Source organism: Halarchaeum acidiphilum MH1-52-1 (genome assembly GCF_000474235.1).
GTDB classification, from domain to species: Archaea; Halobacteriota; Halobacteria; order Halobacteriales; family Halobacteriaceae; genus Halarchaeum; species Halarchaeum acidiphilum.
Genome location: NZ_BATA01000074.1, coordinates 1 through 12076, shown reverse-complemented (window position 1 = coordinate 12076; position 12076 = coordinate 1). Strand labels below are relative to the sequence as shown.

Annotated in this window: 7 protein-coding genes, 2 tRNA genes and 3 pseudogenes; 6 read left to right on the top strand and 6 right to left on the bottom strand. The window is 68.2% G+C overall.

Translation table 11 applies throughout. The annotated features are described in order from the left end of the window. Window positions 1–736 (top strand): annotated as a pseudogene (locus AOZ13_RS14255) (hypothetical protein); the annotation flags it as partial. Between the two features lie 169 nt (window positions 737–905). Here the strand turns inward: AOZ13_RS14255 and AOZ13_RS11460 are convergent. The 3 genes from AOZ13_RS11460 to AOZ13_RS11450 form a co-directional block, all read right to left on the bottom strand. After that, complete coding sequence (locus tag AOZ13_RS11460; protein ID WP_021780643.1) at window positions 906–1100, bottom strand: cold-shock protein; 195 nt, start codon at window positions 1098–1100, stop codon at window positions 906–908. 526 nt (window positions 1101–1626) lie between these two features. Next, window positions 1627–1700, bottom strand: a tRNA-Phe gene (locus AOZ13_RS11455). A gap of 499 nt (window positions 1701–2199) precedes the next feature. Then, a tRNA-Val gene (locus AOZ13_RS11450) sits at window positions 2200–2272 on the bottom strand. Window positions 2273–2365: 93 nt separating this feature from the next. On the opposite strand from AOZ13_RS11450, the gene AOZ13_RS11445 reads away from it, so the two are divergent. Both AOZ13_RS11445 and AOZ13_RS11440 read left to right on the top strand, forming a co-directional pair. After that, the gene (locus AOZ13_RS11445) at window positions 2366–2863 is read left to right on the top strand and encodes a DUF192 domain-containing protein (RefSeq protein ID WP_020222292.1); all 498 of its coding nucleotides are present in this window, start codon (window positions 2366–2368) and stop codon (window positions 2861–2863) included. A gap of 95 nt (window positions 2864–2958) precedes the next feature. Beyond that, window positions 2959–4824, top strand: coding sequence for an ABC transporter ATP-binding protein (locus tag AOZ13_RS11440; protein ID WP_449404303.1), 1866 nt, complete (start codon window positions 2959–2961; stop codon window positions 4822–4824). Window positions 4825–4851: 27 nt separating this feature from the next. On the opposite strand, the gene AOZ13_RS14550 is transcribed toward AOZ13_RS11440, so the two are convergent. From AOZ13_RS14550 to AOZ13_RS11430, 3 genes and pseudogenes are all read right to left on the bottom strand, one after another. Further along, window positions 4852–5019: an HVO_0416 family zinc finger protein gene (locus AOZ13_RS14550; RefSeq protein WP_020222290.1), complete on the bottom strand. Its 168-nt coding sequence runs from the start codon at window positions 5017–5019 to the stop codon at window positions 4852–4854. A 77-nt stretch (window positions 5020–5096) separates the two neighbouring features. Then, window positions 5097–6605: pseudogene (locus AOZ13_RS11435) on the bottom strand (carboxypeptidase M32). A gap of 45 nt (window positions 6606–6650) precedes the next feature. Next, window positions 6651–7748 carry a M20 family metallopeptidase gene (locus AOZ13_RS11430; RefSeq protein ID WP_021780640.1) on the bottom strand — a complete coding sequence of 366 codons (1098 nt, stop codon included), beginning with the start codon at window positions 7746–7748 and terminating at the stop codon, window positions 6651–6653. Window positions 7749–7856: 108 nt separating this feature from the next. On the opposite strand from AOZ13_RS11430, the pseudogene AOZ13_RS11425 reads away from it, so the two are divergent. The 3 genes and pseudogenes from AOZ13_RS11425 to AOZ13_RS11415 all read left to right on the top strand — a co-directional run bounded on the left by AOZ13_RS11425 (window position 7857) and on the right by AOZ13_RS11415 (window position 12033). Then, a pseudogene (locus AOZ13_RS11425) lies at window positions 7857–9729 on the top strand (ATPase, T2SS/T4P/T4SS family). A gap of 196 nt (window positions 9730–9925) precedes the next feature. Further along, on the top strand, window positions 9926–10213 hold the full coding sequence (locus tag AOZ13_RS11420; protein ID WP_020222177.1) for an EMC6-like membrane protein: 288 nt from the start codon (window positions 9926–9928) through the stop codon (window positions 10211–10213). Window positions 10214–10215: 2 nt separating this feature from the next. After that, on the top strand, window positions 10216–12033 hold the full coding sequence (locus AOZ13_RS11415) for a ribosome biogenesis/translation initiation ATPase RLI (protein WP_020222176.1): 1818 nt from the start codon (window positions 10216–10218) through the stop codon (window positions 12031–12033). Window positions 12034–12076: the final 43 nt, after the last annotated feature.

The window sequence follows — 12076 nt, the reverse complement described above, 5'->3', positions numbered from 1 at the left end:
CGCCGCCGAGCGCGACGACGGAGCGAACGGCGACCCCGCGGCGCGCGCCGATATCGCCGCCGACGACACCGACGCGAGCGACAGCGAGGAGGACGGGGACGCGACGGTACCGGATTTCGAAGCACAGCTCGCCGAGCTGGGGACCGACGGATCGGCCGACGCGACGGCAGGAGCGGAGGCGAACGCGGCCGGAGATGGCGGGCGCATCGAGCCGACGGAGCGGATCGGTGACGTCCTCGATCGCCTCCAGCGCTCGTCGGAACGCGAGCGTGCGACGCGGGAGCGAGCGACGGGGAAGAGAGACGGAGACGACGCGAGCGGCGAGCGCGACGCGGACGCGACGGATGACGCGGGAGCACGGCGGAGAGACGCGAGCGGCGAGCGCGACGCGGCCGAGAGCGACCCGACACCGGTCGGCTCTCCCGCTCTGCTGGACGATCCCGCGGTTCGCGCCCGCCTCGACGCGGCGCGGCGAGCCTCGCAGTGCAACGAAGCGACGGCGAACGCGGTCTACGAACGCCTCGCCGAAGCGCCGCGGTCGGTGCGGACGCTCGCCGACGCGACGGACGCGCCGATGGAGGCGCTCCACACGCTCCTCGTCGAACTCCGCGGACGCGATCTCGTCGTTCGAGACCGCGAGCGACGCTACGCCCTCCACGAGCCCGCGCTCCGCGATCTCGTCGGCGACCCGCGGGCCGAACTCGGGGAACTCGGCGAGCAGTGGCGCGTCGAGTGACGGCGCGATCGCTCAGCGGATCGAAGAACTGAGAGCAGGGTCCGGTCGGGACGCATCGCTCTCGTGGGAAGATAAGTGACCGGACTCGCTCACACCGCAACCGTCAGCGCTTCCGGGAGTCGAAAACCGTTACCGCGATGCCGCCGTGACGGCGGCGTTCTCCAACGATCTACAGGCGGGTGAGGTTCGTCGCGCGGGGGCCCTTCTCGGCCTCCTCGATGTCGAACTCGACCTCCTGACCTTCTTCCAGGTCGGGGCCGCCGACGTCTTCCATGTGGAAGAAGACGTCCTCGTCCGCGTCGTCAGTCTCGATGAAACCGTAACCGCCCGTGTCGTTGAAGAAGTCAACTACGCCTTTCGCCATTGCCTTTGTACCGAACACCTCCCCACGGATAACCCTTCCGGGTTCGGGATGCATCAGCGTTTCCGCAGCGTTCGGTCTCGTCACCGCACGTATCGGACGAATCGGTGTCGATCACCGCGGCCGACATCGCGTCCGGCCGAGTCGGCGGCGCGACGGCGATCGGGCACGTCGACGAACGGTGGGCAGCGTCGACCGGCGTTCGGGACCGGCGCGCTCACCGACACATCACGCGCTTCCTCCGTGGGTCTCATCGCGACGACAGCCGAACACGTTCGCGACAGAAATCGCGGTGCCCCTCGGTCCGGCCTTCGCCTCCTCGCTGCTCGTGCCGAGGCGCGAGATCCCGGCGCCGCGAACCGGAGGCAACACGACCCCCCAAAGACGAACGGCCTCAGGATCGGGAGACCGAACAGTGCAGCACCGAGTAGGCGGACGCGGATGGAGGGACGAGCGCCGTCGCTCCTCGGGTAGCGGTTTCAGAATCCGCTCGGGAGCATTTCCACTGCTCCTTTCGATCGCAGGAAAATGCCGCCTCCCGGATTTGAACCGGGGACAGCTCGATCTTCAGTCGAGTGCTCTCCCAGTCTGAGCTAAGGCGGCGTGCACACTATCCGAGGACGAGCGCGGAAAAAAGGGTTACGAAACGCGCGAGACGTCGCGGCACCCCGTCCCGCCGATCGGCTGGACGGTTGTGCGGCGACAGGGGGAGTGAAGACCGCACAAGCGTCCGGCGACCGAGTGGCACGGAGAGCCGGCATAGAGTGCGATCTTCGCTCTCGCTGAGTCACGCTCGGCCGATGGCCTCGCGTGACGGTCGCCGGTTCACTCGCGAGAAGTCGTTCGAAAGGCCGGAGCGAGTTCGAACCACGGTCGGACGTGCTCGCGATCACCGCGCGCGACCTCCCTGATTCGAATCCGCGACCGCTTCGCCTCACGACGACACGCGTGCCTCCGGCACGATTCGTCGATTCGGCAGAAGTGGGTTCGGGCGGATTCGAACCATCGCGAGACGGTCGCTCACTCAGTTCACGCTGCGGCTCGCTGGGCTCGAATCCTTCACGCACGGTTTCGTCGCTCGCATCGCTCGCGACAGAAACAGTGGGTTCGGGCGGATTCGAACCACCGACCTTCTCCTTGTAAGGGAGACGTCATGACCACTAGACCACGAACCCGCACGTCGTGAGTGGGGAACGCGCGGCAAAACGGTTTCCCTTCGACGCCCCGCCGACGGAAGGCTTAGGCGGCGTCGCGGGCTTCGTCGCGACATGGATGCGCGGACGCGACGGCTGACGACGGGCGTGGCGCTCCTGCTCGCCGTCGCGCTCGTCGCGGTCGGCGCGTGGGCGTTCACGGGATCGACGGGTCACGAGCACGCGACGGTGACGGTGTCAGAGGCGAACGGGACGACGATCGGGGTCGTGCACGCGCGCGTGGCCGACTCGGCAACCGAGCGCTACCGCGGGCTGTCGGGCACGGAGTCGCTCGCGAACGGGACCGGAATGTGGTTCGTCTACGAGAGCGAGGGGGCGCGGGCGTACGTGATGCGCGATATGCGCTATCCGCTCGACATGGTCTTCGTCGGGAGCGACGGCCGGATCACGAAGATCCACCACGCGCCGACGGAGGAGCCGCCGTATCGGGAGTACACGGGCCGGGCGCGGTGGGTGCTTGAGGTGCCGTACGGGTGGACGACGCGCCACGGGATCGACGCGGGCGATCGGGTGACGATCGAGTACGGTCGCGGCGGGGACGTCGGAAGCTAAAACCCTTTTTCGCGCTCGTCGCGTAGCGTCACCGAATGAGTCAACAAGGAGAGGACGACCCGTTCGAGGACGTCCGGGACGCGTCCACGAACGCGATGTGGCGGCTCTTCGTGGAGTACGGCGGGGAGTTCCGGGCGCAGTTCGCGCTCGGCGTCGTCGCGTCTGTCTTCGCGCGCCTCCTCGATCTCATCCCGCCGGTGATGCTCGGGTACGCCATCGACACGATCCTCCGGGAGAACGGGACGTTCCTCGGGTTCCTCCCGACGTCGCTACGCGCGGGATGGACGACGAGCGAGGAGGTGCTCGTCGCGGCGGGCATCGTCGCGGGATCGTTCGTCCTCGGCGCGGGGTGTCACTGGGTGCGCAACTGGGGGTGGAACGCGTACAGCCAGCACGTCCAGCACGCGGTGCGCACGGACACGTACGAGAAGATGCAGCGCCTGAACATGTCCTTCTTCGCCGAGAAGCAGACGGGCGAGATGATGTCCGTCCTCTCGAACGACGTGAATCGGCTGGAGCGCTTCTTGAACGATGGACTGAACTCGGCGCTCCGGCTGACGGTGATGGTGCTCGGCGTCGCAGTCGTCCTCTTCTCCTACAACTGGCGGCTGGCGATCCTGACGCTGCTGCCGGTGCCGATCATCGCGCTCTTCACGTACTGGTTCGTGAAGCGCATCCAGCCGAAGTACGCGGACGTGCGCTCCTCGGTCGGGCAGTTGAACTCGCGTCTGGAGAACAACCTCGGCGGCATTCAGGTCATCAAGACGTCGAACACGGAGGACTACGAGGACGAGCGCGTCGAGGAGGCGTCGCGGGACTACTTCGACGCGAACTGGGGGGCGGTGACGGTCCGCATCAAGTTCTTCCCCGCGCTGCGCGTCATCTCGGGACTCGGGTTCGTCCTGACGTTCCTCGTCGGCGCGTACTGGGTGGCGGTCGGCGCGCCCCTCGGGCTGTCGGGGACGCTCTCCGTCGGCGCGTTCGTCGTCTTCATCCAGTTGAGCCAGCAGTTCATCTGGCCGATGGCGCAGTTCGGACAGATCATCAACATGTATCAGCGCGCCCGCGCGGCGAGCGAGCGCATCTTCGGGCTGATGGACGAACCATCGCGCGTCGCGGAGAACCCGGACGCGGAGGAACTCGCCGTCGAGGAGGGCGAGGTCGTCTACGACGACGTGACGTTCGGCTACGACGACGAACCCATCATCGAGGACGTCTCCTTCGACGTCGACGGCGGCGAGACGCTCGCGCTCGTCGGCCCGACGGGCGCCGGGAAGTCCACGGTGCTCAAGCTCCTCCTGCGGATGTACGACCCGGATTCGGGGGCGATCCGCATCGACGGGCAGGACGTCGGTGGGGTGACGCTGTCGAGTCTCCGGCAGGCGATCGGCTACGTCTCGCAGGACACCTTCCTCTTCTACGGCACCGTCGCGGAGAACATCCGATACGGCACCTTCGACGCCGATCACGAGGACGTCGTCGCGGCGGCGAAGGCCGCACAGGCCCACGAGTTCATCACGAACCTCCCGGAGGGGTACGACACGATGGTGGGCGAGCGGGGCGTGAAGCTCTCCGGCGGGCAGCGCCAGCGCATCGACATCGCGCGCGCGGTCCTGAAGGATCCCGAGATCATGATCCTCGACGAGGCCACCTCGGACGTCGACACGGAGACGGAGATGCTGATCCAGCGCTCGCTGGACGACCTCACGGCGGATCGGACGACGTTCACCATCGCGCACCGGCTCTCGACGGTGAAGGACGCGGACACGATCCTCGTGCTGGAGGACGGCCGCGTCGTCGAACGCGGCACCCACGAGGAACTACTCGCCGAGGACGGTCTCTACGCGAACCTCTGGGGGGTGCAGGCGGGCGAGATCGACGAACTCCCGGAGGCGTTCGTGGAGCGTGCGCGCGAACGCGGGGCGCGGCGGGTGGAAGAAGGGAACGCGAGCGACGACTGAAGGGAAGGGCGGCGGGTCGGGCGGCCGTTAGGGCGACCAGCCGCAGACGCGACACTTGCGGGCCGCCGTCTCGTGGAGACCGCCGCAGTCGGGACACTGTTTCTTGTTATAGCTTCGGTCCCAGCCCTCGACGTCGTGGCCGTTGTTCTCGAGGAACTCGTCCAGAACCGAATCGGTATCCCGTGCACTCGACATACATGGTACGGTATGCCACACCAACGATATAGTCTTTGTGGTGGTCCGTCCCACGGCCCCCGATCCCGCTCGTCGCGTCAGAGGTCGTACAGCTCGCCGAACTTCGCGCGGACGTGATCGACGAAGTGGTCGGCGCTGAACGCTTCGCCGGTCGCCTCCTCGATCAGGTCGGGCGTCGTGTACCGACAGCCGTGGCGGTGGACGTTCTCCGCGAGCCAGTCGCCGAGGGGATCGAAGTCCCCCTCGCGGATCGACGCGTCGAGATCGTCGATATCCGACTCGGCGTGCGCGTACAACTGCGCGGCGAGGACGCTCCCGAGCGAGTACGTCGGGAAGTAGCCGAAGTTACCGTGGCTCCAGTGGATGTCCTGCAAACACCCCTCGCGTCGCTCTCGGGCCGGACGCCGAGGTAGGACTCCATCTTCTCGTTCCAGACCGCGGGCACCTCGGAGACGTCGAGGTCGCCCGCGATGAGGTCGCGCTCGATCTCGAAGCGGAGGACGATGTGCATGTGGTAGGTGAGTTCGTCCGCCTCGACGCGGATGAGATTGTCCGGGTAGACGCGGTTCGCGGCCTCGTAGAGGTCGCGGGGCGTGGCGTCGTCGAGCGACGAAAAGTGCTCGGCGAGCGTCGGCGTGAAGCGCTCCCAGAACGCTCGCGAGCGCCCGACGTGGTTCTCCCAGAGGCGCGACTGTGACTCGTGGACGGTGAGGTCGCGAGCCTCGCCGAGCGGCGTGCCGTACTCCTCGCGAGCGAGCCCGAGGTTGTAGCGCGCGTGGCCGAACTCGTGGACGGTGCTCATCATCGAGTCGAGGGGTTCCTCCTCGCTGAAACGCGTCGTGATGCGCGTGTCGAACTGATTGCCCGACGTGAAGGGGTGCGTCGAGGTGTCGAGCGCCCGCGGTCCCAGTCGAAGCCGACGGCGTCGAGGACGTCGCGGGAGGAGGCCTCCTGCGCCTCCGGGTCGAACGTGTCACCCGCGAAGGGCGCGGCGAGGTCGCGTCGGAGTCCTCCACGGCCTCGATCAGCGGCACGAGTTCCTCGCGCAGGCGATCGAGGACGCGCTCGGCGGTTTCGAGGTCGAGGTACGGCTCGTAGTCCTCGAAGAGCACCGCGTAGGGGTCCCGCTCATCGTCGATGTGCTCGGCGTACTCGCGTTTGAGGTCGACGAGTTCGTCGAGATACGGCGCGAACGTCTCGAAGTCGTCGGTCTCGCGGGCCTCCTCCCACGCCTGCAGGGCCTCGCTCGACGTCTGCGAGATCTCCTCGACGAGATCGCGGGGGACGCGCTCGGCGCGGACGTACTGGCGTTCGATCTCGCGGACGACCGCGTCCTGCTCGACGGTGAGATCGGCCGTTTCGAGGTCGGCGAGCGCGTCACCGACGACGTCGTCGGTCAGCAGGTCGTGGCTGAGACCGGAGGCCACGGAGAGCTGTTTCGAGCGCGCGGGGTTCCCCCCGTCGGGCATCATCACCTGTTGGTCCCAAGAGAGCACGCCCTGCGCCCCGCCGAGCGCGGTGACGCGTTCGTACTGATCGAGCAGCGCGGTGTAGGCTTCCGGCGCGTCCTCGCGGTGGTTCGACATACGAGTGGGAGGGACGCGCGACCACAAGAAGCCACCCGTCGCGTCTCAAAGCCAGCGCTCGGCGAGCGCCGCGTAGGCGTCGCGACAGCGTTCGAGGGCGGAGAGCGAGACGCTTTCCGTACCGGTGTGGGCCTCCCCGGGTTCGGCCGGCCCGCAGACGACGCACGTCGTCCCGGCGTCCGCGAGCCACCCGGCGTCGGTCGCGTGGGGCTTCACGACGCGCTTCGGAGCCGCGTCCTGCGCGCCCGCGACGGCGGCGAGCGCGGCGTCCGCGAAATCGGCGTCGTCGCACGCCATCGGCGGGAGGTCCTGCTCGACGTCCCACGCGACGCCCTCGATCCCCGCCGCGCGTTCGAGGGCGGCGCGCTCGCCCGGCACGGTCCGCTCGTCGATCGTCACCTCGCAGGTATCGGGGACGACGTTCCACGCGTCGCCGCCGTCGATCCCGGTGACGGCGAGACTCCCCGCGAGGTGGTGACCCAGCACCTCGGTCTCGGGCGCGTCGAGATCGCGGACGACGTCGACGGCGTCGCAGGCGCGATAGACCGCGTTCTCGCCCTTCTCGGGTTCGCTCGCGTGCGCCGCCGCGCCCGACGCGCGGAGGGTGCTGGCACGCCGACCCTTGTGCGCGACCGCGACGTCCACGGTGCCCGGTGCGGAGTAGCCCGTCGATCCCTCGCCGACGACGGCGTGGTCGGGCGCGAACCCGCGTTCGATGGCGTGGCGGGCGCCGACCCCGCCCCGCTCCTCGCCGACGAACGACGCGAAGACGAGGTCGCGGGCGGGGTCGACGTCGCGGAACGCGAGGAGCATCGCGGCGAGCGCGCCCGTCATGTCCGCGGTGCCGCGCCCGCGGAGTCTGCCGTCGGCCTCCCGGACCCGATAGGTGCCGTCGTCCCCGAGTTGGGCGTCCGCGGGCGGCACGACGTCGTGGTGGCCGACGAGCGCGAGCGACGCGTCGCCGTCGTTCGCGTCGCGGCGCGCGATGACGTTGCCGCCGTTCGGGGCGTCGTCGCGCTCGACCGCGGCGTCGGTGTGCTCGCGGAGCCAGTCCTCGATCCGATCGCCGACCGCGGTCTCGTCCTCGTGTGAGGGGATCGAGACGAGGTCGCGCGTCAGCGTCGCGAGTTCGCGTTCGTCCATGTCGGGTCACGGAGGTCCGAGGGGAAAAGATCGGGTGCCGCGGGCCGACGCCCCGCGGACAGAAGGGCCTTGAACACCCTTATCCGCCACCGGCCAGTAGACGCGGGCATGAACATCGTCCCGGACACGAGTGTGGTCATCGACGGCCGCATCTCCCGACGCGTGGAGAGCGGCGAGTACGCCGGGGCCACCGTCTACGTGCCGGAAGCCGTCGTCGGCGAAATCGAAGCGCAGGCGAACAACGGGCGAGAGATCGGCTGGGACGGGCTCTCGGAGCTTCAGCGACTGGCCGATCTCGCGGACGAGGGTGAGATCGACATCGAGTACGTCGGCGAGCGCGCGACGGAGGCGGAGATCGGACGCGCCGCCGCGGGCGCCATCGACGCCATCATCCGCGACATCGCGAGCGAGCACGACGCGACGTTCGTCACGAGCGATATCGTGCAGGCCGAGGTCGCGCAGGCGAAGGGACTCGACGTCGAGTACCTCGAACCCGAGAACAGGGAGGTCGAGGCGCTCGCAATCGAGGACTATTTCGACGAGCAGACGATGTCCGTCCACTTGAAGGACGGCGTCGTCCCGATGGCCAAACGCGGCGAGATCGGGAACATCACCTATCAGGAGATCGGTGGGACGCCGCTCGACGCGGAGACGCTGAAGGAGTACGCGAGCGAGATCCGCGACACCGCGAAGCGCAGCGACGACGCCTTCATCGAACTCTCCGAGGAGGGGATGACCATCGCGCAGGTGCGCGACATACGGATCGCGATCGCGACGCCGCCGTTCTCGGACGGCTTCGAGATCACCGCCGTGCGTCCCATCGTCAAGACGACGATGGCGGACTACGAGCACGAGGAGGACCTCAAGGAGCGCCTCTTGGAGCGCGACCGTGGCGTCCTCATCGCCGGCGCGCCGGGCGCCGGGAAGTCCACGTTCGCGCAGGCCGTCGCGGAGTTCCTCGACGACAACGGCTACGTCGTGAAGACGATGGAGAAGCCCCGCGACCTGCAGGTCGAAGAGGAGATCACGCAGTACACGGAACTCGGCGGGTCGATGGAGAAGACCGCCGACTCGCTCCTCATGGTGCGCCCCGACTACACCATCTACGACGAGGTGCGCAAGACCGACGACTTCGAGGTCTTCAGCGACATGCGCCTCGCGGGCGTCGGCATGGTCGGCGTCGTCCACGCGACGCGCCCCATCGACGCCCTCCAGCGTCTCGTCGGGCGCGTCGAACTCGGCATGATCCCGCAGATCGTCGACACGGTCGTCTTCATCGAAGCCGGGGACGTCGACACCGTCTACGACGTCACGACCGAGGTCAAGGTCCCCGAGGGCCTCATGGAGGAGGACCTCGCGCGGCCCGTCATTCAGGTCCGTGACTTCGAGACGAAGACCCCCGCCTACGAGATCTACACGTTCAACCGACAGGTCGTCACCGTCCCGCTCGAGGGCGAGGGCGGTCCGAGCGAGTCCGGCGTGGACAAACTCGCGAAGAACGAGATCGAGCGCGAGGTGCGCTCGGCGACGCGCGGGCCGGTCGAGGTCGAACTCCGAAGCGGCAATCAGGCCGTCGTCTACGTCACCGAGGACGACATCAGCCACGTCATCGGGAAGGGCGGCGGGCGCATTCAGGACATCGAGAACCGTCTCGGCCTCACCATCGACGCCGGACGTCGAAGACAGGCCCGAGCACGCGGGCGCGCCGGGCGAGGGCGGAAGCGGGGACGCGAGCGCGACGAGCGCCGGCGAGACGGGCGGCGAGGTCGTCACGCCCGAGGTCACCTCCCAGCATATCGTCATCCCCGTGACGGAGGCGAGTCCGGGCGAGACCGTCGAGGTCCGCGCGGACGGCGAGTACCTCTGCACGGCGACGGTCGGCCGCGGCGGCGAGATCCAGATCTCCCGGGGGTCCGCCATCGCGGAGGAACTGGAGCGCGCCATCGATCGGGAGTTGCTGATCACGGTCGTTCGGGAGTAGCGCGGGATCGAAGATCCCGCGAAAAGCGACCGGGAGCGATCGGAGAGGGAGGGACGACCCGTGAGTAGCGCGGGCCGCAGGCCCTCGATCTCTGCGCCCGCCGTGCGCGACGTCGCGTCGGAGGGTTGAAGGCGAGTGCGGAGCGGCGAGGCGTGGCAAGCGAACCCCTTTTGCACCTCGCCCGCCGATGGAGCGTATGACCGAGACACTCGACAAGCAGGCCGCACACCGGCGCGGCGTCACCGTGACGACGGTGGCGTGTCTCACCGGGGTCGCGGCCGGGCTCGTCTCGAACGTCGTCGCGTCGGGTGCGACGGACCGGATCGGGGTGGCGCCGCTGGTCGCGGCGTTGGTGCTGAACCTCGGGATCGTCCGCATCCTCGGCGTCGACGTCGAGGGCTTCTCGACGAAGGACCACCTCTACACCGCCTTCATGTCCTTCGCGCTCTGGTTCGTTACTTGGGGCCTCCTCCTCTCCGCGTAACGATGGCTGAGGACAGCATCGCGGTCGTCGACCTCGATCGGTGCCAGCCCGATCGGTGCAACTACGAGTGCTCGAACTTCTGCCCGCCGAACCGCACGGGCAAGGAGTGTATCACCCAGCGCGGCGAGGACGCCGACACGGGTGGTCCCGACCAGATCCAGATCTCGGAGGAGATCTGTCTGGGCGAGACCTGCGGGATCTGCGTCGAGAAGTGCCCCTTCGACGCGATCGAGATCATCAACCTCCCCCAAGAGCTGGGGGACGAGCCGACGCACCGCTACGGCGAGAACTCCTTCGCGCTCTACGGTCTCCCGATCCCCGAGAAGGGGAAGGTGACGGGCATCCTCGGGCCGAACGGTATCGGGAAGTCCACGGCGATCAAGGCGCTCGCGGGCGAGATCACGCCGAACCTCGGGAACTTCGACGAGCCGCCGGGCTGGGACGCCGTCATCGACGAGTTCGGCGGCACGGAACTCCAGCCGTTCCTGAAGGGCGTTCGCGACGGGGACATCGAGGTCGCGCGCAAGCCCCAGTACGTCGATCAGATCCCGGCCTCGTTCGACGGGAACACGCGCGCGCTCCTCGAATCCGCGGACGAGCGCGGCGTCGTCGACGAACTCGCCGAACGACTCTCGATCGAACCCGTCCTCGACAGCGACATCGACACGCTCTCCGGGGGGGAACTCCAGCGCGTCGCGCTCGCCGCGACGCTCGCGCGGGACGCGGACTTCTACTTCCTCGACGAACTCACGCCCTATCTCGACATCGACCAGCGCGTCACGGCGGCGCGCCTCGTGCGCGAGCTCGCGGACGACGATCGGGCGATGCTCGTCGTCGAGCACGACCTCGCGGTCCTCGACCTGCTCGCCGATAGCGTCCACGTCGCGTACGGTGAACCATCGGCGTACGGGGTCATCACGCCCCCGAAGTCGACGCGAAACGGCATCAACGAGTACCTGAAGGGCTATCTCGACAACGAGAACATGCGGATCCGGCCGGAGACGATCGAGTTCGAGGAGCACGCCCCGCGCATGTCCTCGCGCTCCGAGACGCTCGTCGAATACCCCGGGATGTCGAAGACGTACGGGGACGGCGACGGTGGCTTCACGCTCGACGTCGAGGCCGGCGAGATCAACCGCAACGAGGTGCTGGGAATCGTCGGCCCGAACGGCATCGGGAAGTCGACGTTCGCGAAGCTCCTCGCGGGGCGCCTCACGCCCGACGGCGGCGAGCTCGACCTCTCGCTCGACATCGCGTACAAGCCCCAGTACGTCGAGGTCGACCAGCACATGCGCGTCGACGCGTTCCTCTCCTCGATCACGGACGACTTCGGCACCTCGTACTGGGAGACGGAGATCGCGGATCCCCTCCAGCTCGGGCGCATCATGGAGCAGAACCTCACGGATCTCTCCGGCGGGGAGCGCCAGCGCGTCGCCATCGCCGCGACGCTCTCGCGCGACGCCGATCTCTACCTCCTCGACGAGCCGAGCGCGCACCTCGACGTCGAGCAGCGCGTCCTCGCGGCGCGCGCCATCCGGCGCTACGCGGAGAACCACGAGACGAGCGTCATGGTCATCGACCACGACATCTACACGATCGACCTCCTCTCCGATCGCCTGCTCGTCTTCGACGGCGAACCCGCCCAGCACGGCCACGCGAGCACACCGCTCGGGATGCGCGACGGCATGAACGAGTTCCTCGCGAACCTCGACATCACGTTCCGCCGCGACGAGAACATCGGGCGGCCGCGCATCAACAAACCCGGGTCGCAGAAGGACAAACAGCAGAAGCGCGACGGCGAATACTACTACACGCAATAGCGGATCGCTGTCGCGGTCACCCCTAGAAACCGCGCCGACGCCG